A 24,526-nucleotide genomic window follows, 5' to 3' on the forward strand; every position below is an offset into this window, starting at 1 on the left:
TATCTTCCATGTGTTTCTGTACATAAAAAATATAAAAATGCTTAAAGTTTTTAAAGCCGCTCACGTGATAGATAACTGAAATGGTCATCACCTCGCTACTGGACATCCTACCGGGTCTATTTCTAGTCTTTTTGCCCTGTGTTAGAAGGTTTTGTCTTAGAGCAGGCTCAAAAACCTTAGAAAACTCATCAATATTGAAGAAAATTTCAGTAATTTTATCATTGGAAATCATGGCGGATAATTTAGTTAAATATTTGATTTTTAGACACTTAAATATACTAAATTTCCGCTTTTTCTATGGTGTAAAAACCCAATAATATTCGAAATTCTTACGTCGAACTCAGGTTTACAATATGTTTTTTGTAGTAGTTGTTTAGCTTTTTGGGGCCGAAACCGAGAAGGTTCTGTAGGTGAATCATTCCAAAGTGGTATAGTAGTCTTACCATTCCGAATTGCTCATATTTTCTTGCCGAAGTGATTACATATTGTGGTAATACCGTAAATGTTGTGTTTTGATATAAGCGACCAATAAATTCGGTATCTTCATAAATAATATATTCTTCACTGTATCCCTGTATTTTTTGAAAGAGTTTTTTTTGAACAAATAAAGATTGATCCCCACCGCGACATAATTTGTGGTTTATTCTACTAAACCAAGCGAAAAACTGGAGGAACTTTTTTGAGGTGTCAAATTTCATCCTAAAACAGCCCGCGTTAAAACCTTTGTTGATTGCGATTAAAATAAATTTATCATATCCCTTTGGGGGAAAGGTATCGGCGTGCAGAAAGTAAAGAATATCCCCTGAAGCATGTAGTGCCCCTAGGTTCATTTGTTTGGCGCGGCCTTTATCTGATTTTAATACTGTGGCACCCTCGTTTTGCGCGATAGTTACTGTTTGGTCGGTGCTGCCACCATCTACTACAATAATTTCTTTAACCGTTTGGGTGACGCTATTTTCATGAAGATATTTTAGAAGCCTAATAATGTTTGAGGCCTCATTATATACTGGGATAATGATACTAATGCTGTAGGGGTTATTTAGCTTCATTTAGTGCCCAGTTGTAGTTTAAATATTTTATTCTAGTATTGGAATCTAGCTTTATCCTCGCGTATTTATTAATATAGTCAACCAAGGAACTCTCTTGAGTAAAATCTTTTTTAAACCATTTAAAAATTGCAGAAAGGGAAGCTTCATCGTTACCTAGTACATTTCGTTTCTTATCATTTATAAAGTCTACTGCAGTTTGCTCTAGTAGTGCCTCCAAGTTAGACGATGTAAAGGCTTGGTTAACTAGTTTTGGACACGAATAGGACGCGCAATTAATGGCAAAATGAATACGGGGTTCGTTCATTTTTCGCAGTATTTTATGTTCTAAGTCTCCTAGCGAAAATATTTGATCTCCTATAGCTACAAGTTTCTGCCCCCAAGGATTTCTGATGTCTTTTATGCTCTTTAGAGGATAATTATCTAAAATAAGACTCACGGTGGCCGCATTGTAAAGATTAATGTAATAGGCTAAATGTACTTGGCGGTTAGCATCTTCGGTAGGTTTATTATTTTTTAAATACCCTAGAACTGTATAAGACTAGCATGGTCTTTTTTGAAGCTCTTATAATTTACGTTACCACTTTTATCTACATGCTTTTGTAGTAAGTTATCCCAAAGTGAATGATTTAATTGCATCTTTGGTTTTGAACTGATATTTCCTAAAACCGACCCATTGGTCGCATTTTTGAAGAGTCCATTCAACAAAAATAGCAATAAGACAAAAGTGGATTTACGTAACATAATTTAAGATTAACCCTAATTAGCGGTCGATAGGGCTATTACCTGTCTATTTATAAAACGTTAGCAACATCCACCTCCATTATAATGAAAAGTGCTTTCGCTAATATGTATTTCTGCATTGCTCTTTTGTAAGGCAGCGGCTGTTTTGTCACAAACTGCTAGGGGCTGATTTTGCATTAATACATGGCCATCTTTATCATCAAAATATTCCTCGTCACCATAGTAGATAGCGGTCTTTCCTGTAAAAATACAAGGTCCGTCCTTTGGCATCGGATCTTTTATGGCGGCAATTTCAATGGACTCAATAAAGATAAGCTCCTCTGTAGGATAATGATTTGGAGATAGCACTCGGTACGATTTTCTAGCTCTAATTTCTATGGTTCCAAAACCGGCATCGGTAAGTACTTTTACATAATCTTTCAGTGGAATGCTCCCACTTAAGCAAAGTGCACGTAGGCGATCATCATTTCTAAGAGCGTCGTTCATAGGCTGCTCACATATAGGGTCGCTCATTACTAACCGACCGTGTGGTTTTAAAACACGATACATTTCGGAAACAGCTTTCTTTAAGTCTTCGGCCTTAAATATATTGAAGAGGCAGTTTTGTGCCGCTACATCTATACTTGCATCAGAAATAGGTAGGTTAAGTGCATCTCCTTTAATCAGGTTTACAAACTCGCTCTTAAACCACGGATTTTCTTTTTCTGCTACTTCAAAATTTTTGCGAGATGCTTCAAGCATTTCATCAACAATATCTACGCCAATTATACCTCCTTCTTGTCTGGAGAAGTAAGCGAACTGAAGTAATTCCATGCCTCCACCAACACCCACATAAAGAACTTTTGGGTTATTAATGAGGTCTTGTGCAGAAATAGTACTCCCACATCCATAATTCATTTCTTGCATTATTTTTGGGATGGAAAGTCCAGGAAATTGCCAAATGGGGTTGGTAGTGCAGCAAAGACCAACATCTGGGGTTAATGCGGCGTCCTTATATAGTTCGTTAGTTGCATTTAAATAGCTCATGGAAATTGTATTAGGGTTCAGCGGTTAAATTGTTTTTATATTCCGCTATTTTTGTTAATCAATTTATTCGTCGTTATTATTTTTAATAGCTTTCTTGATCAGGACATATTATTTTCATTAGTGTTAACCTAAATCGGGGAATGCATATTAATCTGAATGCTTTTTTAAATTTCCTTAATTAGTTCACGGAATAACTTTATCATTTTAGGTTCTGTGTTAGCAGCAATCTCAATAATTTCTTCAATGTTTACCGGTTGTAAGTTTTCAGGATTACACTCGTCTGTCAAAACGGAGACAGCAACTACTGGCAATTTTAAATGGTTGGCTACAATAACTTCGGGAACGGTACTCATGCCTACAGCATCGGCCCCCATCATTTTTAGCATTCGGTATTCTGCTTTGGTTTCTAACTGAGGACCCAGAACGGAAACATAAACACCTTGGCGAAGAGTTATTTTTTCTTGCTCTGCTATTGTTATAAGTTTTTGGCGCATTTCAGGATCATAAGGCTCACTCATATCTGTAAATCGATTGCCAAATTCTCCAACGTTTTTAAAGGCTAAAGGGGATCCTCCCTGCAAATTAATATGATCTTCAAGGAGCATGATATCGCCCTTTTTGTAATCTAAATTAATAGCACCGGCTGCGTTGGAGATAAAAAGTTTCTTTATGCCTAAGCGCTGCATTACTCTAATTGGATAGGTCACATCTACTGAATCGTACCCCTCATATAAATGGAATCTGCCCTGCATTACTACTACTTTTCTCCCCTCTAAAATTCCAAAAATCAATTTTCCGGCATGGAATTCCACAGTGGCCAATGGGAAATAGGGAATGTGGTTATAAAAGGCTTCAATAGGATTTTCAATATCCTCGACCAATTTCCTTAAACCTGTGCCTAGAACTACACCAATTTCTGGTTTGTCGAATCCTTTTTCAATAAGGTACTCTACGGATTCGTTCAATTGTTTGCTTGTCATATACAATATTATTTTTTTAAAAAAGGTTTAAAAACTGCTATGTCTTTTATGTCCTCATAGTAGTCAATATCATTCTTAGGAGACAACAGAAAATACTTTTCATCTCTTAGATGGTCTAAAGTTTTTTTTAGTACGGTATCTGTCCCCCATGCCTTACCCTTAAATAATTTTGGGTTAAATTTTTTCATTCCCATTAGGTAGTAGCCGCCGTCCAAAGCAGGTCCTACTACATAATCATTGGTATCTAGAAAATTAAAAGCATCGGCAATTTCGTTTTCTTTTAGGTCGTACATATCGCTGCCAATTATTATAATCTTCTCGTAACCAGTATCAAAACCATCCTTAAAAGCGTTGGCCATTCGTTCGCCTAAATCTATTCCTCGCTGCTGTATTTTTCTATAGTGAGAAGAGTCCCAATAATCATCTTTACCAATGTAGTCGGAGTAGCATACCCATTTATCTACTTTTAAGTCTTTGGTTATATTTTGTGTATGTAAAAGTAAGAATTTGTAGATATCCAATGCGTTTTTATCACCAATACTAGCGGCCAGCCTTGTTTTGCATTTGCCAAGGATAGGGTTGCGGGTAAATATTAAAAGTAGGTTTTTGCTATTTGTCATAGAGTAGCATATTTTTTTTGATTGTGTTAATGAATTTGATGTATAAAAAAGTGTTTTTAGGGTTTAGAATTCATCTTTATTATACGCTTTCTTTCCATTAGTAAGTAGGTTGCCCCAGTGTTTATTGTAAACATGTACGCTGTCGGTTGCGTGACCTTTGGAATTGTATACTAGGTTGCCTTTATTTTTCCAATCGAAGATGCCGCCGTATAAATTCAGTACTTGTGAATATCCTAATTTTATGAGTTTTTCACCTATTTTTTCGGATCGTACTCCAATGGAACAATAAACTACAATTGGGGTGTTTTTATTTGGGATTAGGTCTTGGATTTTTGATGCGTTAAAATCTTTATATCCTATCCATACTGCTCCTGGAAGTCTGCTTACGGCATACTCCTGATTTCCTCTAGCGTCTAATAGGATGAAGTGAGGTTGGAGGTTAAGTTCATCGTTGGTAATGTAGGGGACGCTGTGCTTGTTTAATTTTTGCAGGGTGTTTTCTATGTCTTGCTGACCATGGCTATTAAAATAGCAAATAAAGAATGCAGCAAGTGGTAATAAAATTTTCATTGTAAGGTCTATGTCAATTAACAAATATACTAAACCTACTTGCCATTACATATTTCAATTTTATTGTGATTTAATGGAATTGCTTTATTGTAAAGTTACTAGGTAAGAGATATGTTATAAAAGAGGGAAATAATTGCCTCGGCGGAATCCTTCAACGCAAAAATTAAAGCGTTCAGGGCACAGTTCAGAGGGGTAAAAAATGTAGAATTCTTCCTTTACAGATTAACCACAATTTTTGCATAAACACAATAATTGGTCATGATCCTTAAACACAACAATTAGTCATGATCCGTTTTTTAAATCTGGTGTTTCTCCAGTATAGAACCGGTCCGTTGTTTTACTATGAATTATGTAAAGGAAGTGTTCAACGTGCTCCATATAGGAATATATGAAAAATGTCAAACTAATTTAGGAGGTCTTTCATTTTGATCTATAATAAATCTCAAATACTCGGAATGATATTCATTGGATCTATTAAATTAGTGAAGAAACAAAGTAAAAATAAAAAAGCCCTTGAAAATCAAGGGCTTTTGAGGTGGTGCCTCCAGGAATCGAACCAGGGACACATGGATTTTCAGTCCATTGCTCTACCAACTGAGCTAAGGCACCAATTGCTGTTAGCGGGTGCAAATATATATTCAATTTTAATATATACAAACAAAAATGTAAAAAAAGGTAGATCTTTTTTTACATTTTTTTAATCTTTGTGATATGAACTTAATTATCGATGCGGGTAATACCCTAGTAAAAATGGCGGTTTTCAGAGGTGAGGACATAGTGTTTGAGCAGAAAATTCCTTTGAAAGATTTTGCCAAAAATGTAAGAACTATTTTCTCCGAGTACAGAAGTATTCAAGATGCTATACTTTCAACTGTAGGAGCTTTATCGCAGGCAGAGATAGACATGGTGTCTGTTTTTTGTCGTGTGCATGTATTGAGTCAAGATACTAAAATTCCTTTTAAAAACTCCTACGCTACCCCTCATACTCTTGGAGTGGATCGTATTGCTTTGGCAACAGCAGCATTTTATCATAATCCTAATGGGAATACTTTGGTGATAGATGCAGGTAGTTGTATTACTTATGATATTGTTAATGATTATGGAGAGTATTTGGGGGGTGCTATCTCACCAGGACTTGTCATGAGGTATAAGGCCTTACACGCCCAAACAGCAAAATTACCCCTCTTAAAACAAGAGGATGTCATTGATTTTATTGGGAATACTACCGAAACGAGTATTCATAGTGGGGTGGTTAATGGAATTTGTAATGAAATTGATGGTGTAATTTCACAATATCAAAGTAGATTTGCAGATTTAACAGTTATTTTAACAGGCGGGGATGCGCTATTTTTGTCAAAACGATTAAAAAATACCATATTTGCGCATTCTAATTTTCTCCTGTTGGGGTTAAATCATTTGCTAGAATTCAACAAACGCTAGATGGTCAAAAATTTTATAATTGCATTTTTATGCGTAACTTCGGTTAGCATTCAAGCCCAGAAAAATACGGTATCTCCATATTCTTATTTCGGTATAGGGGATTTAAGGGCGACCAATTCGGTGGAAAACAATATGATGGGAGGTTTAAGTGTATATGGAGATAGTATCCATATCAATTTAAATAACCCTGCTGCCTATAGTAAGTTGGGTTTAACGACTTATACTGCAGGGCTTTCAAGGAATGAATATAGTTTTAAGACGAATACCGCTAAGGAAAATGCTTCTGTATCTAATTTGGATTATTTGTCTCTTGGCTTTAGTTTAGGTAGGAAAGTGGGTCTTGGTTTTGGTATTATGCCTTATTCTTCGGTAGGATATAATTTTCAGTCGGAAAGAACGCCAGCTGGTCAGGGAACAATTAAAGAATCGTATACCGGGTCAGGAGGAGTTAACCGGGTATATCTTTCCTTGGGATTTGAAGTTTTTAAGAATGTGAGTTTAGGAGTGACTTCTAATTTTAATTTTGGAAATCAGGAAAGTAGTGGTATTCAGGCTATTGAAGGGGTTCAGCTAGGTTCTTTTAATAGGGTGAGTTCTAGAATAAATGGTTTCGATTTTAATTTTGCACTTAATTATACTCCTAAGATAGATGAGAAGCATACGCTATTTACTAGTGTAATCGTAAATACCCAAGCGAATCTAATTTCTAGAAATACACGTACTATAGGTTCCTTCTCTACTGCAAACGGTATGGATGTAGAAGTTGTAGAAGTTGATTTAGAAAGACAAGGGCTTGCAAGGACAGGTGTTCAAATACCTACTACAACCACTTTGGGACTTGGTTATGGACAGGATAAAAAGTGGTTTTTAGGAGCGGAATACAGTTTTCAGGAAATGAGTAAATTTGAAAATGAGTTGTCGCCTTCTAATAATTTAGTGTATCAAGATGCTAATACTATAAGGTTTGGAGGATATTATATTCCGGAATATACTTCGTTTACAAGCTATCTGAAACGAGTGGTATATAGGGCGGGAGCAAAGGTGTCAACTTCAGGAATTGTGGTAGATAATAAAGAAATAAATGATTTTGGCATAACTTTTGGTTTAGGTTTACCGCTGGGTCAAGGAAGTAATTTTTCCAACGTAAATATTGGTTTCGAACTTGGTAAAAGAGGAACCAAATATGGTGATTTGGTTGAGGAGAATTATTTCAAGGTCAATTTAGGACTATCATTGAACGATCTAGATTGGTTTAAAAAGCGTAGAATTAACTAAAAATAACTACATTAACCACTATTATATTATTAAAATATACAGACAGATGAAAAAGAAACTCTACATCACAGCTATAACCGTAATGGGGGTTATAGGTTTAGGGCATGCACAGGCGCAAAACCCGGAATGCATGACTAACTTATCTATATACACAGAGCATGTGAAGGTTAAGAATTATGATGCTGCGTATACACCTTGGAAAATGGTGTACGAAAATTGTCCTACTCTAAACTGGGCAAATATTCTATATGGAGAGAGAATACTAAAGGATAAGATAGCTAAATCTACAGGTGAGGCTAAAACCGCTAGTATTAATGAGCTTCTAGAACTATACGATAATCGTATAAAGTATTTCGCATCTAAAACTAGTCCTGCCGAAACTGCTATCGATAAGGTGTTGTTGAAGTTTGATGAAAAAATGATTACCAATGAAGAGATTTATTCAGAGTTGGATAGGGTTTTTAAAGAAGATAATACGCATTATAAAAATCCAAAAGCACTTTACTTGTACTTCTCTAGTTTGGTAGATCTTCATAACGAAGGTAAGAGAGAAGTGGAAGAAGTATTCGAAAGATATGATGCTATTACTGAGAAAATAGAAGGCGAAAATGACAAGCTTACTGGTGCAATTGCCAAGCTTTTGCCTAAAGAAGATGCAGGTACTTTAACAAAAAAAGAGGCTAGCCAGTTGAGATCTTATAATAGCTATTCTGAGAGCTATGGTAAAATTTCTGAGAGTATAGATAGTAAGCTTGGGGCTTTGGCGAATTGCGAAAACTTAATTCCACTTTACAATAAGAGCTTCGAAGAAAAGAAAGGTGATATCGCTTGGGTGAAGAGAGCCGTAGGTAGAATGTATAGTAAAGAGTGTACAGAAGACCCACTATTTAAAAAATTATTCGAAGCGCAATTAGCTATGGAGCCATCGGCAAGTGCTTATATGTATGGAGGGGCGCTAAAAAATAATGCCGGGGATACTAAAGGTGCAATTGCAGATTTTAACAAGGCATTAGAATTGGAGACCGATCCTAAGAAAAAGTCTAATATTGCATACAGGATAGCAACTAGCTATAGAAGATCTAGTAAGTCTACAGCTAGGAGCTATGCACAAAAAGCTATTGATGCAAACCCTGCAAATGGAAAAGCGTATTTGTTGATTGCTAGTTTATATGCCTCTAGTGCTAATGAGTGTGGTAGTACACCTTTTGAAAAGAGAGCAGTATACTGGAAAGCGGCAGAAATGGCTCGTCAGGCTGGTCGTGTAGATCCAGCAGTAAGGGGTAGCTCCGCGCAAGCTGCAAGAAGTTATGATGCTAAAGCTCCTTCCAAGACAGATATTTTTAACTCTGGAATGTCTGGTAAGACAGTAACTTTCTCATGTTGGGTTGGCGGTAGCGTAAAGGTGCCTAACTTATAAGATGATATTAAAAAGTACATATAATCTAACGAGCATTGCCATAGTCATTTCTATGGCAATGCTTTTTTGTTCTTGTGCCGATAATTATAAAAGAGTAGGGGATGAGGCTATAAAAAAAATATTCCCTAGTGGTATTGCAGAAGATTTCACCTTAACTTATACCGAAACCGATAGGGAGAATAATGAGGATGGAGAGTATCCTTCTCGGATTATATCCGTGCTAAAGAGTCCGATAAGTAACGATTTTGATCATTTGTCATTTCCGTATAGGACGTTTCCCGAGGGGTTGAAGGTTGAGTTCTTTGATGATAAAGGGATGAAAAGTACTGTTACGGCAGATTTTGGTATCATTTATTCTCAAACAAATTTGATAGATTTGCGGGGAAATGTGGTTATAAAAACCGATGACGGTAAAATGTTAGAATCACATCAAATTTATTGGGATAGGAAAAATGATTGGATTTTCACCCAAGAAAAATTTAAATATACTAATCCAGAGGAAGGAACTGTTATGGATGGGGAAGGGATGGATTTTAATAGGTCCTTTAGTTTTTTACATGCCAATAGAACCTACGGAATAATGAGTATTAAAGAGAAAAAAGATGATTAAAATTTTAAGGTATACAGAATATATTTACCTAGCAGTAGCAGTAATTTCTTTATTTGAAATTTATGCGCAATGGAATGTGGATAGACAACGAGCTTATTTATTTGTTTTCTTCGCTGTTGTATCCATTGGGATGTTTATATTTAAAAAAACCTATAGAAAACGGTTTGAGGACCGTCAAAAAAACAATAAAAATTAGTCTTGGAGCCAACAATAATTGTTATTGTTATTTCATTGCTTTTTTCCGCCTTTTTCTCTGGGATGGAGATTGCATTTGTTTCTGCAAACAAAATCCACATAGAAATTGAGAAAAAGCAAGATGGTTTTTTGCCTAAGGTGCTAGCGCGCCTAACTAAAAAACCTTCTAAGTTTATTGCCACTATGTTAATCGGCAATAATATTGCCCTTGTTGTGTATGGGCTATTTATGGGAGATTTGCTAATGGAGGTGTTTGCAGATCTCAAGTCTTCTCCTATTGGTTTTGTTCGACTACTACTTACAGATTTCAGTCTGCTTACCAATACCGTTATTTCGACTTTAATAATTCTTTTAACAGCAGAATTTCTACCTAAGGTGCTATTCCAGATTTATAGTAATACGCTATTAAAGGTATTGGCATTTCCTGCATATGTCTTTTATGTGCTTTTTACTTTTATATCCGATTTTGTTATTTGGATTTCTGATTTTATTCTAAAAGTTTTTTTTAAAACTGATGGGGATGATGTGCAATTAGCATTCAGTAAGGTAGAATTAGGAGATTATATTTCAGAGCAAATGGAAGCGGTAGAAAAGGAGGATGTGATTGACTCAGAAATACAAATATTCCAAAATGCATTGGAGTTTTCTGCTGTAAAAGCTAGGGAGGTAATGGTGCCTAGGACAGAAATTGCTGCTGTGGAACTACATGATAGCCCTAAGAACTTGAAGAAGCTCTTTGTTGAAACTGGATTCTCAAAAATTTTGGTGTTTAAAGATACCGTAGATAATGTTATAGGGTATGTGCATTCCTATGAGTTGTTTAAAAAGCCAAAGACCATAAAGAGTATTCTTATGCCAGTAGAATTTGTACCGGAAACCATGTTGATTAACGATATCTTGAATATTTTGACTAAAAAAAGAAAGAGTATCGCGGTGGTGTTGGATGAGTATGGTGGGACTTCTGGGGTGATGACGGTAGAGGATATTGTAGAGGAGCTGTTTGGAGAAATAGAAGATGAGCACGATACTACGGATCTTCATGAGGAGCAATTAGATGAGGATACCTATAAGTTTTCAGGTAGATTAGACGTAGATTATGTGAATGAACATTATAAGCTAAATCTTCCTGAAAGTGATGTGTATGAGACTTTGGGAGGCCTTATAATGAATGAAACAGGTGAGATCCCAGAGAAAAGCACGGAAATTAGAATTGATAATTTTCTTTTTACAGTATTAGAAGTGTCTAGTAATAAAATAGATCTTGTTTTATTGAAGGTGTTAGAAAAAGATTAAAAAAAAGTGCTTATTATTGGTGTTTTTTAGTTTTTATTATTTCAAAAGAAAGTAGTAGTTTTGCCACCCTATAGGTATAGGGTTAATTTTAAATAGATTACAGAATGGCAGTATTAGAGAATATAAGGAAACGGACAACCGTATTAATTTTGATCATAGGTCTGGCCTTGTTCGCATTTGTGATTTCAGGAGTGCTTAGTAATGATATGGGTGGCGGTGCCAAGGTTGGCTCTTCTGTTGGAGAGGTAAATGGGGATGAAATTTCCATTGATCAATTTAGACGTAACGTTGAAGCATATTCTAGAATGGCAGGACCATCTGCTTCTTCTATGCAAGTAGTAAATCAAGTGTGGGAAAGAGAATTGCGTACTACAATTTTAGATCAGCAGTTCGAGGAATTAGGAATTCAGGTAGGTCATGATCAAATCATAAACTACATTAAAACTATACCCACTTACGTTCAAAACCCAGAATTTCACAATGCTGACGGCGTTTTTGATGAAAATAGATTTAAAGCGGCAGTTGCAGATTGGAAAGCAAATAACCCTGCACGTTATAATTTATGGTTACAAGATGAGCAAGCCATTATTCAGAATGCAAAAGAGCAGGCTTACTTTAATTTAGTAAGAGCTGGTGTAGCATCTACTTTAAAAGAAGGTGAGTTAGAGTATAATTTGGCTAATAACAAAGTAGATATTAAATATGTAAGAGTTCCTTATTCTTCTATTCCAGATTCTACTATATCAGTTAGTAAAAAAGAAATTGAAGCTTACGTAAAAGCACATAAAGAAGATTTTAAACAAAATGCATCAAGAGATATTCAGTTTGTGTATTTTGAGGAGAAGCCATCTGTAGAGGATGACGCTCAGGTGAAACAAGAGATAACTAGTCTTTTAGAGGATCAGGTAGAATATAACACTCAAAAAGACGCTAATGATACTATCCTTGGTTTTAGAAATACTAAAGATATTGCTGCTTTCTTAGATAGATATTCTGATGAGAAATTTGACACTATCTATAAGGCTAAAAATCAATTGTCTCCAAAATTTGCAGATACCCTTATGGCATTATCAAAAGGTGCTGTATTTGGACCTTATAAGGACGGTGGTTTTTACAAGGTTACTAAGATGATTGACAAGAAATCAGACGGTTCAGTAAAAGCAAGCCATATCTTAATTGCTTATGAAGGTGCTCAGAATGCAAACCCAGAAGTTACTAGGACCAAAGAGGAAGCGGAGAAAAAAGCGAAGGAGTTATTGAGAGAGGCAAGAGGTAACGATGCAATCTTTACTCAATTGGCTAGGGATAATTCTGATGGACCATCTGCACCAAGAGGTGGAGATCTAGGGTACTTCCAAGAGGGAGTAATGGTAGAAGAGTTTAACGATTTTGCATTTAAAAATTCAGTAGGAAGCATAGGATTGGTAGAAACCGATTTTGGATTCCACGTTGTGAAAGTAGATGACAAACAAGATATAGTGCAAATAGCTACCTTGGCTAGAGAATTAGAGCCTTCAGAGGAAACAGTTAATGCCTTGTTCACAGAAGCTACTAAGTTTGAAATGGACGCTATTGATAGTAAGGATTTTGCCGCTACAGCTAAAGCAGGAAATTTTGTTGTAAGACCTGTGAATAAGATTAATGCTATGGATGAAGTTCTTCCAGGATTATCTGCACAGCGTGCAATAGTACAATGGGCTTTCAATGAAGGGACTAAGCTAGGTGAGGTGAAGAGGTTTGATATTAACAATGGTTATGCCGTAGTACAACTGACTGCGAAATATAAAGAGGGACTAATGGCAGCTGAGGATGCATCGGTACTAGTATTACCTAAGATTAGAAAAGAGAAGAAAGCAGCTCAGATTATAAAAGCCAATAATGGTAAATCTATAGATGCTTTCGCCAAGGATAATAATATTACGGAATCTACAGCTTCAGCATTAACAATGAAATCCCCTACCATTCCTGGAGCAGGAGCAGAGCCTTATGTGGTAGGTTCAGCATTTGCAATGGAGCAAGGTGCTACTTCCGGACTATTGGAAGGTGAAACAGGGGTTTATATGATTACAGTTACTAAAAAGGAGGAAGCTCCAAAATTAGATAATTATAGTACTTATGCTAATAACTTGCAGGCAGCCGCGGCAGGTAGAGTAAATATATCTGTTTACAATGCACTTAAAGATGCATCTGAGATTGAAGATAAAAGGGCTACTTTTTACTAGTCATATAAAAGCATATATATAATAAAAGAGGCGCTCCATTTGGAGCGCCTCTTTTTGCTTGTGGTAAAAGGCAATTTTTGTCTTTGATCGCTAATAAAATAGTATAACTAAAGCTATTTACACTTCCTTATTATCGTACCATTTTAGAATAAGGAATTATAGTGTTGTACCCCTTATCTCTAAAATAAGATGCGGTATTCTTGTTGCCTGCTGCCAAAATAAAATCGCCTCCCCATGCTCCTAAACTTTTAATAGCCCCTTTAAAATCGGGAAACAGCTGTTCCTTTACCGTAGGGATGTCTAAGATTTCACTTAAGATGGCTTCGTGTTTGTCAATTAATTTTTCAAATTGCTTACGCTTGGTGCTTGTAATAATTCTTTGGGTGATGCTGTTTATCTTAGGGAGTTCCTTAAAAAGGTCTATATTTTTGGAACGATATGTTGCAATGCCATCCCTACTGTTTTGCTTTTTATTTAAATGTATAAAGTACAGGTCGTTTTTAAAAGACGGGTTAAAAGCGACTTCCTTTACAATTGGGTTTTTATCTTTTAGTTGATAGGTGATTGGACTATTATGTTGTGCGCAGGCAATATCATAACCACTACCAGAAAAAGCGTTCCACAATAGGGTATATGCATCTACATTGGCCCATTGGGCAATATTGTTGATGAGAGTTGAAGATGATCCTAATCCCCAATCTCTAGGGAAATTTAATGCGCTAGTAACTTCATAACCTTCTTCGCCTTGCAAGAATAAAGGGTTTATCTTCTTTGCTTCATTTAAAATAGATCGTAAGGTGCTGGAAACCTTTTCTGTATCTTCAGGGAGATTAGTGTTTTCTGCTGTAGTGGTGGCTTTTATTATGGTACTTTCTGAGGTGTTAAGGTCATAGATTTCCTGAAACCAGACTTTTCCTTTTTCATCTAGGCTTTTCCAAATTAATTGTCGCCCTGGAACTGTTTTTATGGATAATGATTGCCCATATACTGTTGGGACAGCCAAGCTTAAAGCGCCATCCAATACTAAATACTCTCCTGAGATTAATAATTTTCCGTTACTGTAGAAAGAAGTTGTCATTTTTGAGATCTTAATTTTTCAAAGGCTGCTACTACTGCGCTATGGGTAGCTGTATGTTTTTTGAAATAAGTAGTTAGCGTCTTTTTTTCGGATGATGTTGCCCCTAGTTGATTAAGGATATTTAATAGGTGCATTTTCATGTGGCCTTGTTGGATCCCTGTTGTAACTAATGATCTAAGTGCGGCAAAATTCTGTGCTAGTCCGGCTGCGGCCACAATTTGCATAAGCTCTTTTGCATTGGGTCTTTGTAGGATATCTAAAGCCATTTTTACCATGGGATGAAGACTTGTTAGTCCGCCTACAGTACCCAATGCCAATGGAATTTCTATCCAAAATCTAAAGGTGTCATTTTCAATACTGGCATTAGTAAGGCTAGTGTATTCCCCTTCTTTGGAGGCGTAAGCATGTGCTCCGGCTTCTATAGCTCTAAAATCATTGCCTGTAGCTAAAATAACTGCATCTACCCCATTCATAATACCTTTATTATGGGTAACTGCCCTGTAAGGTTCTACTTTTGCTATGGCAACTGCCCTTACCATCTTTTGAGCAAATTCTAGAGCAGAAATATCCTCGTGTTCTTTTAAATCGCTAATGGGACAACTAACTTCAGCTCTTACCAAGCAATTAGGGGTGTTGTTCGATAGGATGCTCATCACAATTTCTAACTTACGTTCGCTAGCCGTAAAATTAGAGTAGTTTAATGCCTCTGCTTTTAAGGTATCAGCAAAGCTTTCTAGACAGGAGTTTATAAAGTTGGCTCCCATAGCGTCTAGCGTCTCAAAGGTACAGTGTAATTGGAAGTAATTATCTAGCTTATCACTCTTATCCCTTAATTCGATACTGTTTATGCCTCCCCCGCGTTTCTCCATGTTTTTAACAATAGAGCTAACATTAGCGAGTAATTTGGGTTTTATTTCGTTAAAGAAACTCCTTAGTTTGGAGAGGTCTCCCTGATACATAAAGTGAACCTGACCTACTTTTTCGGTTCCAATAATACTAGTCTTAAAACCGCCTCTATTTTGCCAGAATTTTGCAGCTTTACTTGCTGCTGCAACGACAGAGCTTTCCTCTATGGCCATCGGTATGGCGTAAAGCTTATTATTGATTAAAAAATTGGGAGCTATACCGAGCGGGAGATAAAAGTTTGTTATAGTATTCTCTATAAACTCATCGTGTAATTGCTGTAGTTTTTGATCATTACTCCAGTACTTTTTCAGTATTTCTATGGTCTCCTCACTATTGTGGGTGTACGTATTTGCTACCCACTTAATTTTTTCCTCCTTAGACAATTTGGAAAAACCTTCAATTGGTTTAATCATAGTTGCATCAATTTCATCGGGTAAAGATAGTAATTACAAAAACAAGGAATAATGTAAATGAAAAGTGTATTTTTACGGCATTTGTAAATTATAATATTAGTTTAAAACGCTTATTTTTGTGATATTTTAAGTATTCTTGACACTTTTAATCAAATAGAGCAAATAAGCGGGTCCAAAGTTACTTTTGCATTTTTAATTTTTTATGAAATATTTGAGTCTTGTGAAAAAAGCGCATCTTTTATTATTGATTTTTGTAATTACCTCTTGTACTGCGCTTGTTGCCCAAAATAAAAAAGTTACCCTAGAGGAAATCTATAGCGGTACATTCGGAACCAAAGGTATGGATAGGTTGCGCTCCCTTAAAAATGGAGATCAATACACTATACTGAATGTGGACAGAAGAAATGGGGTGTCTTCTATAGATAAATACGATTATAAAACCTTAGAAAAAGCCGAGACTATTCTTAGTTCTTCAAAAAGCAATAGCATTCCGTTCTTTACTTCCTATGAGTTTAGTAGTGATGAGTCTAAACTGCTTTTGGCAACGGAGATTACGCCAATTTTTAGACGCTCCACCTTAGGTGTTTATTACTTATACGATATTAACTCGAAAAAAATCACCAAAATTTCTGAGGATAAAATTCAGGAGCCTTCTATTTCGCCTGATGGTAGTAAAGTAGCCTACGTAAGGGATAATAATATTTATATATATAATCTGGTTTCTAATACTACTACTCAGGTTACTACTGATGGAGAAAAGAATAAGATTATAAACGGGGTTACAGATTGGGTTTATGAGGAGGAATTTGCTTTTGTACGTGCGTTTGAATGGAATTCTAATGGCACCAAATTGGCATTTATTCGATTTGATGAAACCAACGTGCCAGAATTCTCAATGGACGTGTATGGCAGTGAGCTTTATCAGACCCAAACGGTATTTAAATACCCTAAGGCAGGAGAAGATAATGCGCAAGTATCTCTTCATATGTTAGATGTAAATTCGGGGAAAGTAACTGCTATAGATCTTAATAATCCTTATTATATCCCAAGGATAAAATGGATGAATAATCCTGAATTTTTAAGTGTGCAGACCCTGAATAGACATCAGAATAATTTAAAATTGGTGCAGGTAAATGCTAAGAACGGTAGTACCCAAACCTTGTTGGAAGAAACAGATGATGCCTATTTAGATGTAACGGATAATCTTACTTTCCTTAAAGATGATAGTTTTATCTGGACGAGTGAGCAGGATGGGTATAATCATATTTACTTGTACGATTCTACAGGGAAATTAAAAAACCAAGTGACTAAGGGAGCATGGGAAGTAACCAATTATTACGGGTATGATTCTAAATCTGGCCGCATTTATTACCAATCTACCGAAAATGGTTCCATCAATAGAGATGTCTACAGTATTCGTAATAATGGTAAAACTAAAAAACGGTTATCACAGAAGTTAGGAAGAAATTCTGCTGATTTTAGTGCAGACTTTACCTATTTCATCAATACCTATTCTAGTGCTACTACTCCTCCAGAGTTTACCTTACACCGTGCTTCTAATGGAAATAAAATAAAAGATATTTTAGATAATAGAAATCTATTGGTGAAACTTCAGGATTATAATTTAAGTCCCAAAGAATTTTCTACAATAGAAGTTAATGGTAATGAGTTGAATATGTGGATGATAAAACCCACCAATTTCGATGCCAATAAGAAGTATCCCATGTTTATGACTCAATATAGCGGCCCTGGGTCTCAATCCGTTTCCAATTCTTGGATGGGAAGCAATGATTATTGGTATCAAATGCTAGCAGACGAAGGGTATATAGTGGTCTGTGTAGATGGTAGAGGTACGGGCTTTAAAGGCGCAGAGTTTAAAAAGGTGACCTATAAAGAATTGGGTAAATATGAAGTGGAAGACCAAATAGATGCCGCAAAAAAATTAAGTGAATTGCCCTATATAGATGAAAATAGAACTGGAATATGGGGATGGAGTTATGGCGGATTTATGTCGACCAATTGCTTGTTAAAAGGTAATGATACTTTTGAGATGGCTATTGCAGTGGCTCCCGTTACCTCATGGAGGTTTTACGATACTATTTACACCGAACGTTTTATGAGAACCCCACAGGAGAATCCAAGTGGGTATGATGAAAATTCGCCCATAAATTATCCTGAATTATTAAAAGGAAAGTATTTATTAGTTCATGGTAGTAGTGATGATAATGTACACGTGCAGAATGCCATGCGAATGGTAGAAGCGTTAGTGCAAGCTAATAAGCAGTTTGAATGGGATATTTACCCAGACAAGAATCATGGGATTTATGGAGGGAATACCCGTCTACATCTCTACACCAGAATGACTAATTTTATTAAACAAAATCTTTAATTAACAAATCTACCTATGCAAACTTCAGTGTCTCAAATGTCTCGGAAAGAACTTTTTGGCCATCCTGTTGGTCTTTTTATATTGTTTTTCACGGAAATGTGGGAGCGTTTCTCTTACTATGGAATGCGGGGAATATTGGTGCTCTATGTCGCCACCTCTGCTACTGCTATTGATCCGGGATTAGGATGGTCTAATAAAGATGCTTTGTGGTTGTATGGATGGTATACCATGTTAGTTTATGTAGCTTCAATCCCTGGCGGATGGGTTGCCGATAAATTCTTAGGTCAGAAAAAAACGGTAATGCTAGGTGGATTACTGCTTTGTTTAGGACATATTACACTAGCAATACCCCAAGATTGGGCCTTTTTCACTGGTTTAATCCTAATTATTTTAGGAGTAGGTGGTCTTAAGCCTAATATCTCAACTATGGTAGGTGGTCTATACCAAGAAGGAGACTTAAGAAGGGATAGCGGATTTACTATTTTCTATATTGGAATTAATATAGGTGCCTTCTTATCCAGTATTTCCGTAGGATTAGTTGCCTACTATTACGGATGGCATTATGGTTTTGGACTTGCAGGAATTGGGATGCTAATAGGTCAGGCTGTTTTTGTTTGGGGACAGAAATACTTAAAGGGTGTTGGAGAATTTAGTGGAGGAAAAAATGTTTCTGAAGAGGAGCGTCTAGCAGCAAAACGTCCACTTAATAAAGTTGAAAAGGATAGGGTGCTGGTATTGTTAATTTCCTTCCTGATCGTAATTGTTTTCTGGGGTGCCTTTGAGCAAGCAGGAGGTTTAATGAACTTATACACGGATGCAAAAGTAGATAGATATATTGGATTAAGTGGATTGCAAGAGATTCCTGCAGCAGTGTTCCAATCCTTAAATGCTGGATATATCATCATCTTTGGAACTATAGTAGGAAGTTTTTGGATATGGTGGAAGAAGAGTGGAAAGGAATCTTCCTCTCTTTTCAAAATGGCTATAGGGACAATTATCATGGGGCTTGGTTATGTTTTTATGATGTTCGCGTCTAAGGAAGCTAGTGCAGAGGTTTTTGGTAAAGCCGCTATGATATGGATTTTCCTAGCCTACCTTTTCCATACGTTGGGAGAACTTTGTACTTCTCCAGTATCGCTTTCCTTTATTACCAAACTTGCACCTGTAAAATACGCTTCTATTATGATGGGGGTTTATTTCGCAGCAACTGGATTTGGAAATATGTTGGCAGGAACTATTGGAGAATCTTCCCAATTGCACCCATACCAAGGGGAAATGATTGTTAATAAAGAGGATGTTCTTCCATTTATTTCCAAGGATACCATGGAAATAAAAAATCTCGATAAAAAGATTGTTAAGATATATGACTATCCTATTAATGAGGATAAAAACTTCAGTATTAAAAGTCAGGTTTATCTAGATAATGATGCTGTGCTGTTTAAAGAAATCAATTCAGGCGAATCACTTAATTATCTATTTAAACTATCCAACTCGGAGGATGCAGACCTTACTAAATTAAAAGAAACCTTAAGCGAGAATAATGCTATTGCTAGGAATCCTTATCACGCTAAGCTTGTTTTTGAAAAAGACAAGGATGCAGCTCAAAACCTAGAAAATAAAGGGGATGGTAATAACTATAACGTTTCTTTTGTTTTAGAAGAGGAGCAAAGCGAACAGGAGTTTAGTACTTTCATGTGGTTAACTATTTTTACCGTTAGTTTTGGACTTCTTCTGATTTTATTCTTGAAAAAGCTGAAAAAACTTACACATGGAGCAGAGGATCACGAGCATATCATTAAGGATAATGAGCCTTATGAACTAGGTGATCCCGATATCAATAAATCTAATTAAACTCTAGTTAAAGAAGCTTTTAACAAATACGCAATTATGAATACCGATATTGAAAATTTATTTAAGGATAATGTTATAGGTCACCCGGCCGGACTTTTTGTATTGTTTTTCACGGAGATGTGGGAGCGCTTTTCCTTTTATGGAATGCGAATCTTATTGGTGCTATTTTTAACCGCACCTATAGTTAGTGATAACCCAGGTTGGGAATGGCCGCGGGAACATGCGTTATCTTTAATAGGAACCTATGCTTCCCTACTTTACCTTACACCAATTATTGGAGGTTATATAGCGGATAGATTTACAGGTTATAAATGGGCGGTAATTATAGGTTGTTTTATCATGACTTTGGGGCATGCTTCCATGGCGATAGAAACCCCTTTTGCTCTGTATTTAGGATTGGCATTTTTAGTGATTGGAACCGGATTTTTTAAACCGAATATTACCTCTATGATCTCCGAAATGTATAAAGGCAAGGAGTCTAAGAAAGATGGTGCCTATACCATTTTCTACATGGGAGTGAATGCAGGTGCCTTTTTCGGAATGATGCTATGTGGATATTTAGCTGAAAATATAGGTTGGAGCTATGGCTTTGGTCTAGCCGGTATCTTTATGTTTCTAGGGATGTTACAATTCTGGTTAGCTAAGGATTTATTTGGTAAAATTGGAGAGAAACCTAGTGTTGTTAAGGAAGCCAAAATACAGCAAGACCTTATAGATGACGCCCAAAGGGGAGGTGCAAAGAAAGAGGAAGAAGAGAAGCCAAATCCATTTTCAACATTAGATATGGTTTTGATAGTGTTATCCTCAATAGGTGGATTATTGTATCTGTTTAATGATCCTATGTCTAAAGTTGGAAATATCAATATTTTAGATTTTAAAGTAGGTGGCTTAGACGGTTCTAACTTTACGGTTCTGTTAGCACTTGCAATGTTCCTGTATCTAATCATAAGTAGGATTTCTAGATATTCTAGAATAGTACGTGATAGGATTATTGCCGTGTCTATTTTTGGGATATTCACCGTATTCTTCTTTGCAGCTTTTGAGCAATCCTTGGGCTCTATGACTATTTTTGCGAGAGATTATACCGCTAGGGAGTTAGCAGGGAATTCGGCCCTAGTATTTAAAATCATAGATTTAATCCTTACCGTTGGTCCGCTTGCTGTTATTACTTGGGTATTGTATTTGTTATTCAAAAAGACCTATTCTAAGATACCGTATTCCAATATTATATTGGCGTTAGCATTTATCTTTCTTTGGGGTATCGTAATCTGGAAAATAGACAGGGAATTTAGTCAAGATACTACTGAAGTGGGGGCATCATGGTTTGGAATTTTAAACTCTTTCTTTATTATCAGTTTGGCGCCATTCTTTTCTAAATGGTGGGAAAGTAAATACAATCCTAGTGCAGCTATGAAATATGGTTTAGGATTGATTCTTTTGGGATTAGGCTTCGGAATTTTAGCTTTTGGTACTGTGGGTATTCCTTCAGGAGCGCAAACGGCTTCTGTAAGTATGATTTTCTTAATCTTGGCATACTTACTCCACACCATGGGAGAACTTTGCTTGTCGCCTGTTGGATTGTCTTATTTAAGTAAGTTAGTGCCAGGAAGAATGATTGGCTTTATGTTCGGAATATGGTATTTGGCCATTGCTATTGGTCAGAAAGCAGCAGGTACAATGGGAGGGATGATTGATAAAATATCAGCTGAATATTCATTAGGAACTTTCTTCTTAATTTTTGCCTTAGTTCCTGCTGGTGTAGGTCTTATTTCAATTGTTTTAAATCCGATATTAAAAAAGTTAATGCACGGAGTAAGATAATATTTAAGGAATTTTAAAATGGTAAGCTCCCTTTTCACCTGTATAGTGAAAAGGGAGCTTTCTTTTTAAACAGCTAGCTTTCCATCGTTCTATATAACTATTATAATTGCTGCCATCGGCAAGAACTAGTTTAGGCTGTACAGAATCTAATAATCGATCTAAGTTTATTTTTGGAGATTGAGTCAATACTATAGTATTTAAATTAGTATCGCCAGAGAAGTAAGTAAAGGAACTGTCTATTATTAATAGCCGTTCTGTAGCTACTGTAAAACTGTTCTTTAGCGGTTGGTGTGTTAGTTCTGAAGTGAGGTTAGCAACAGAATAGTCCGTGGCCATTCTTTTGGAGCCCGACCAATTATTAGTGTACACCATCACCTTCTGTCCGGAATGATGTAATATAGTGGTGTTTCTACCAGTATGGCCTAATAAGAGGTGCTCTTTATTATGGATGTGGTATTTAATTCCAAGTCCCCATAGTTGGAAGCATATTATTGAGGTGAGAAAGATAGCTGTTCTTTTATAGGATGCCTTTTGTAATATAGATATGAAGGTGATAAGAATACCATATGCCAAGAATAGTTGAATGATATCAAAATAAATATTTCTAAAAATAAAACTTTCCTGTTGTGCTACCCACCCAATGATGGTATTCATCCATCGGATAATTCCATCGTATAGTGCAACCAAAAAAGAGGGTAAAGCATTGCTGACGGCTAGGGTAATGACCAAAATTCCCATGCCTAGGATAATTGCTAAAAATGGAAGAATTAATAAGCTAGAGACCAAGAAAAGTCCAGGGAATTGATGGAAATAATAAAGACTTAATGGGAGCACGCCCAATTGAGCTGCTATACTGACCGAAATGAGCTCCCATCCTCTTTTTAGGATCCAATTTTTAGGTGTCCAGAATTTTTGAAGTAGCGGGTAAATCCATAGGATGGCAAAAACTGCAGTATAGCTTAATTGGAATCCTACCTGGAATAGTAGTAACGGATTAAAAAGTAGAAGAATACATAAAAGCGATAGGGCAAGAATGTTAAAATGGCTAGTAGGTCTATTTAGATAAAGGGCATAAGCAACAAAGCTAAACATGGTAACGGCTCTTAAAATTGAGGAAGACATTCCTGCCAAAAATGCAAACCCCCATAATAAGAGTACAATAACTAGTAATTTTATAACTCTTCCTTTAGGAAGGAGTTCTAAAGGGGATAATACAAAGTGTAATAGGCCTAATAAAATACCTATATGTAATCCGGAGAGTGCCAAAATATGAAATGCTCCAGCATCCTTATAATCCGTGTTGGTGATTTCGGTAATCTCGTTTCGTTGGCCTAATAGGAGAGCTTGGATTATAGCCAACTCCTCTTTTCCAAAATTTTCTTGCTTTAATTTATCTATTATTTGAATCCTAACCTTAGCTGCGAGTCCAAATATGGTGCTATGACTACTTTCTCTTTCAACAAGTTGATCATTAGATAATCTCAATTGTTGGTGTATTCCCAAACCTTTTAGGTATTTCCTATAATCAAACTGATGAGGGTTTAAAGGGGGGGCAACCTTATTGAGAGTGGTGTAGCTAATAATTTCATCATCTACTTTAAAAGGAGTACTCTGCTGTTCCCTGTTTATATAAAGTATAATTTTTCCAGTTACCCTTAGGCTGTCCATTTGTTGGACTGTGGCGATATAACGATCCGAAAAATTATTGGCTTTTAATACCTCGTCAATTTTCAAGGTAAAGGTCCAAGGTCGGTCTAGATTAAGATGAGAATAATGAATTTGGTTATTTTTGGCATCTTTTAAGCTTATGCTTAAAACCCCAATCATTATGGTTAAAAAGGCACAGAGTACTCCAAAGTGCAAGCTGTGTCTCTTAACAAGAAAATGTTCTATGCCTAATAATAGTAGCAGCAGGATACAGAGAACGGCTGCAGTAATAAGGGAGGGGTTAAAGTAACTACCTATTAATATCCCAATTATCAGGCAAATGCTGAGTTTAATTGCTGTAAATTGTAGCAGCCGCATTAAAGGATTCTGGTTGCCTTAATAAAGGCAGAATTCCAATATCCTTCCCGCAATGAGGAAACTATTACACCCCTAGAGGTTGTAGAATGAATAAATTTTATATCATTTCCGTCTACCGAGACCACTAGGCCTACGTGGTTTATACTTTTTTTTCTGTTAGAAGTACCAAAGAAAAGAAGGTCGCCTTCAGAAACTTCCTTTAAATCGATATTCTGCCCTTCCTTTGCTATTTGATATGAAGCTCTAGGAATATCTATATCGTGTTCTCCAAAAGAGACATAAAGTAAGCCAGAGCAATCCATCCCTTTGGTGGTAGTGCCTCCAAATTTATAGCGTGTACCCGAAAAGGTAAGCGCTGTATTAATTATTTGTTTGGATTTACGGTTAGCGGTTACGGGTTTAGCTTCAACTATTTCAGAATCCTCTTTTGATGGTGCTACCGAAATTATTGTTGGACTAACGCTAATTTTTCTATCGGTTTCTGCAATGGATTTCTTTTTGGAGGCTCCGCAGCTAACCACTAAAAAAATTATTACCAAAGAAAGGATTTTTCTTATCATTAAATTAAAAGTTAGTGAACCCAGAGAATCAAATTTATAAAAAAT

At 36.2% G+C, this 24,526-nt stretch carries 21 protein-coding genes, 1 tRNA gene and 1 pseudogene; 10 read left to right on the forward strand and 13 right to left on the reverse strand.

What is annotated here, in order from left to right; all coding sequences use genetic code 11:
* From H344_RS0107765 to H344_RS0107800, 9 genes and pseudogenes are all read right to left on the reverse strand, one after another.
* Positions 1-232: pseudogene (locus H344_RS0107765) on the reverse strand (IS982 family transposase); the annotation flags it as partial.
* 97 nt (positions 233-329) lie between these two features.
* The gene (locus tag H344_RS0107770) at positions 330-1,049 is read right to left on the reverse strand and encodes a TIGR04283 family arsenosugar biosynthesis glycosyltransferase (RefSeq protein WP_026809808.1); all 720 of its coding nucleotides are present in this window, start codon (positions 1,047-1,049) and stop codon (positions 330-332) included.
* Positions 1,036-1,485: a DUF547 domain-containing protein gene (locus H344_RS22080; RefSeq protein WP_240484958.1), complete on the reverse strand. Its 450-nt coding sequence runs from the start codon at positions 1,483-1,485 to the stop codon at positions 1,036-1,038. The genes H344_RS0107770 and H344_RS22080 overlap by 14 nt, the downstream gene beginning before the upstream one ends.
* A gap of 86 nt (positions 1,486-1,571) precedes the next feature.
* Positions 1,572-1,790 carry a hypothetical protein gene (locus H344_RS22085; RefSeq protein ID WP_240484959.1) on the reverse strand — a complete coding sequence of 73 codons (219 nt, stop codon included), beginning with the start codon at positions 1,788-1,790 and terminating at the stop codon, positions 1,572-1,574.
* 60 nt (positions 1,791-1,850) lie between these two features.
* On the reverse strand, positions 1,851-2,816 hold the full coding sequence (gene arsM / locus H344_RS0107780; protein ID WP_026809809.1) for an arsenosugar biosynthesis arsenite methyltransferase ArsM: 966 nt from the start codon (positions 2,814-2,816) through the stop codon (positions 1,851-1,853).
* A gap of 164 nt (positions 2,817-2,980) precedes the next feature.
* Positions 2,981-3,796, reverse strand: coding sequence for a purine-nucleoside phosphorylase (locus tag H344_RS0107785; protein ID WP_026809810.1), 816 nt, complete (start codon positions 3,794-3,796; stop codon positions 2,981-2,983).
* A gap of 8 nt (positions 3,797-3,804) precedes the next feature.
* The gene (locus H344_RS0107790; protein ID WP_034256325.1) at positions 3,805-4,416 is read right to left on the reverse strand and encodes a TIGR04282 family arsenosugar biosynthesis glycosyltransferase; all 612 of its coding nucleotides are present in this window, start codon (positions 4,414-4,416) and stop codon (positions 3,805-3,807) included.
* A gap of 63 nt (positions 4,417-4,479) precedes the next feature.
* Positions 4,480-4,986, reverse strand: coding sequence for a rhodanese-like domain-containing protein (locus H344_RS0107795; RefSeq protein WP_026809812.1), 507 nt, complete (start codon positions 4,984-4,986; stop codon positions 4,480-4,482).
* Positions 4,987-5,522: 536 nt separating this feature from the next.
* A tRNA-Phe gene (locus H344_RS0107800) sits at positions 5,523-5,595 on the reverse strand.
* A 102-nt stretch (positions 5,596-5,697) separates the two neighbouring features.
* On the opposite strand from H344_RS0107800, the gene H344_RS0107805 reads away from it, so the two are divergent.
* From H344_RS0107805 to H344_RS0107835, 7 genes are all read left to right on the forward strand, one after another.
* Positions 5,698-6,426, forward strand: coding sequence for a type III pantothenate kinase (locus H344_RS0107805; RefSeq protein WP_026809813.1), 729 nt, complete (start codon positions 5,698-5,700; stop codon positions 6,424-6,426).
* Complete coding sequence (locus tag H344_RS0107810; protein WP_026809814.1) at positions 6,427-7,701, forward strand: hypothetical protein; 1,275 nt, start codon at positions 6,427-6,429, stop codon at positions 7,699-7,701. It abuts the gene before it with no gap.
* A gap of 46 nt (positions 7,702-7,747) precedes the next feature.
* A complete protein-coding gene (locus H344_RS0107815) occupies positions 7,748-9,118 on the forward strand; it encodes a tetratricopeptide repeat protein (protein ID WP_026809815.1) in 1,371 nt (456 codons plus the stop codon).
* A gap of 52 nt (positions 9,119-9,170) precedes the next feature.
* Positions 9,171-9,728 carry an LPS export ABC transporter periplasmic protein LptC gene (gene lptC, locus H344_RS0107820; protein ID WP_240484960.1) on the forward strand — a complete coding sequence of 186 codons (558 nt, stop codon included), beginning with the start codon at positions 9,171-9,173 and terminating at the stop codon, positions 9,726-9,728.
* Positions 9,721-9,924 carry a hypothetical protein gene (locus H344_RS0107825; RefSeq protein WP_026809817.1) on the forward strand — a complete coding sequence of 68 codons (204 nt, stop codon included), beginning with the start codon at positions 9,721-9,723 and terminating at the stop codon, positions 9,922-9,924. The genes lptC and H344_RS0107825 overlap by 8 nt, the downstream gene beginning before the upstream one ends.
* A 62-nt stretch (positions 9,925-9,986) precedes the next feature.
* Positions 9,987-11,216 carry a hemolysin family protein gene (locus H344_RS0107830; RefSeq protein ID WP_051254201.1) on the forward strand — a complete coding sequence of 410 codons (1,230 nt, stop codon included), beginning with the start codon at positions 9,987-9,989 and terminating at the stop codon, positions 11,214-11,216.
* Between the two features lie 104 nt (positions 11,217-11,320).
* Positions 11,321-13,438, forward strand: coding sequence for a peptidylprolyl isomerase (locus H344_RS0107835; RefSeq protein WP_026809819.1), 2,118 nt, complete (start codon positions 11,321-11,323; stop codon positions 13,436-13,438).
* Between the two features lie 130 nt (positions 13,439-13,568).
* Here the strand turns inward: H344_RS0107835 and H344_RS0107840 are convergent, their stop codons facing one another.
* Together H344_RS0107840 and H344_RS0107845 are read right to left on the reverse strand one after the other, a co-directional pair.
* Positions 13,569-14,516 carry a GYDIA family GHMP kinase gene (locus H344_RS0107840; RefSeq protein ID WP_026809820.1) on the reverse strand — a complete coding sequence of 316 codons (948 nt, stop codon included), beginning with the start codon at positions 14,514-14,516 and terminating at the stop codon, positions 13,569-13,571.
* Positions 14,513-15,835, reverse strand: a complete 1,323-nt coding sequence (locus tag H344_RS0107845) for a hydroxymethylglutaryl-CoA reductase, degradative (RefSeq protein ID WP_026809821.1) — start codon at positions 15,833-15,835, stop codon at positions 14,513-14,515. The genes H344_RS0107840 and H344_RS0107845 overlap by 4 nt, the downstream gene beginning before the upstream one ends.
* Positions 15,836-16,037: 202 nt before the next feature.
* Between H344_RS0107845 and H344_RS0107850 the strand changes: the two genes are divergently transcribed.
* The 3 genes from H344_RS0107850 to H344_RS0107860 are packed head-to-tail and all read left to right on the forward strand — an operon-like array spanning position 16,038 to position 21,896.
* Positions 16,038-18,224 carry a S9 family peptidase gene (locus H344_RS0107850; protein ID WP_026809822.1) on the forward strand — a complete coding sequence of 729 codons (2,187 nt, stop codon included), beginning with the start codon at positions 16,038-16,040 and terminating at the stop codon, positions 18,222-18,224.
* Positions 18,225-18,239: 15 nt separating this feature from the next.
* A complete protein-coding gene (locus H344_RS0107855) occupies positions 18,240-20,075 on the forward strand; it encodes a peptide MFS transporter (RefSeq protein WP_026809823.1) in 1,836 nt (611 codons plus the stop codon).
* Between the two features lie 36 nt (positions 20,076-20,111).
* Positions 20,112-21,896, forward strand: a complete 1,785-nt coding sequence (locus tag H344_RS0107860) for a peptide MFS transporter (protein ID WP_026809824.1) — start codon at positions 20,112-20,114, stop codon at positions 21,894-21,896.
* A 3-nt stretch (positions 21,897-21,899) separates the two neighbouring features.
* On the opposite strand, the gene H344_RS0107865 is transcribed toward H344_RS0107860, so the two are convergent.
* Together H344_RS0107865 and H344_RS0107870 are read right to left on the reverse strand one after the other, a co-directional pair.
* On the reverse strand, positions 21,900-23,921 hold the full coding sequence (locus H344_RS0107865; protein WP_026809825.1) for a ComEC/Rec2 family competence protein: 2,022 nt from the start codon (positions 23,919-23,921) through the stop codon (positions 21,900-21,902).
* Positions 23,921-24,481, reverse strand: coding sequence for a C40 family peptidase (locus tag H344_RS0107870; RefSeq protein WP_026809826.1), 561 nt, complete (start codon positions 24,479-24,481; stop codon positions 23,921-23,923). Before H344_RS0107870 ends, H344_RS0107865 begins: the two co-directional genes overlap by 1 nt.
* Between the last annotated feature and the right edge of the window lie 45 nt (positions 24,482-24,526).

This window comes from Arenibacter latericius DSM 15913 (genome assembly GCF_000424985.1).
Taxonomy (GTDB): Bacteria; Bacteroidota; Bacteroidia; order Flavobacteriales; family Flavobacteriaceae; genus Arenibacter; species Arenibacter latericius.

Bases quoted from the DNA above. Each gene is read 5' to 3' on its own strand.
- H344_RS0107815 (WP_026809815.1), top strand. From the start codon at position 7,748: ATGAAAAAGAAACTCTACATCACAGCTATAACCGTAATGGGGGTTATA.
- H344_RS0107865 (WP_026809825.1), bottom strand. From the start codon at position 23,921: ATGCGGCTGCTACAATTTACAGCAATTAAACTCAGCATTTGCCTGATA.
- H344_RS0107830 (WP_051254201.1), top strand. From the start codon at position 9,987: ATGGAGATTGCATTTGTTTCTGCAAACAAAATCCACATAGAAATTGAG.
- H344_RS0107790 (WP_034256325.1), bottom strand. From the start codon at position 4,416: ATGACAAATAGCAAAAACCTACTTTTAATATTTACCCGCAACCCTATC.
- H344_RS0107770 (WP_026809808.1), bottom strand. From the start codon at position 1,049: ATGAAGCTAAATAACCCCTACAGCATTAGTATCATTATCCCAGTATAT.
- H344_RS0107860 (WP_026809824.1), top strand. From the start codon at position 20,112: ATGAATACCGATATTGAAAATTTATTTAAGGATAATGTTATAGGTCAC.
- H344_RS0107850 (WP_026809822.1), top strand. From the start codon at position 16,038: ATGAAATATTTGAGTCTTGTGAAAAAAGCGCATCTTTTATTATTGATT.
- arsM (WP_026809809.1), bottom strand. From the start codon at position 2,816: ATGAGCTATTTAAATGCAACTAACGAACTATATAAGGACGCCGCATTA.
- H344_RS0107855 (WP_026809823.1), top strand. From the start codon at position 18,240: ATGCAAACTTCAGTGTCTCAAATGTCTCGGAAAGAACTTTTTGGCCAT.
- H344_RS0107785 (WP_026809810.1), bottom strand. From the start codon at position 3,796: ATGACAAGCAAACAATTGAACGAATCCGTAGAGTACCTTATTGAAAAA.
- lptC (WP_240484960.1), top strand. From the start codon at position 9,171: ATGGCAATGCTTTTTTGTTCTTGTGCCGATAATTATAAAAGAGTAGGG.
- H344_RS0107805 (WP_026809813.1), top strand. From the start codon at position 5,698: ATGAACTTAATTATCGATGCGGGTAATACCCTAGTAAAAATGGCGGTT.
- H344_RS0107825 (WP_026809817.1), top strand. From the start codon at position 9,721: ATGATTAAAATTTTAAGGTATACAGAATATATTTACCTAGCAGTAGCA.
- H344_RS22085 (WP_240484959.1), bottom strand. From the start codon at position 1,790: ATGTTACGTAAATCCACTTTTGTCTTATTGCTATTTTTGTTGAATGGA.
- H344_RS0107810 (WP_026809814.1), top strand. From the start codon at position 6,427: ATGGTCAAAAATTTTATAATTGCATTTTTATGCGTAACTTCGGTTAGC.
- H344_RS0107835 (WP_026809819.1), top strand. From the start codon at position 11,321: ATGGCAGTATTAGAGAATATAAGGAAACGGACAACCGTATTAATTTTG.
- H344_RS0107840 (WP_026809820.1), bottom strand. From the start codon at position 14,516: ATGACAACTTCTTTCTACAGTAACGGAAAATTATTAATCTCAGGAGAG.
- H344_RS0107845 (WP_026809821.1), bottom strand. From the start codon at position 15,835: ATGATTAAACCAATTGAAGGTTTTTCCAAATTGTCTAAGGAGGAAAAA.
- H344_RS0107795 (WP_026809812.1), bottom strand. From the start codon at position 4,986: ATGAAAATTTTATTACCACTTGCTGCATTCTTTATTTGCTATTTTAAT.
- H344_RS0107870 (WP_026809826.1), bottom strand. From the start codon at position 24,481: ATGATAAGAAAAATCCTTTCTTTGGTAATAATTTTTTTAGTGGTTAGC.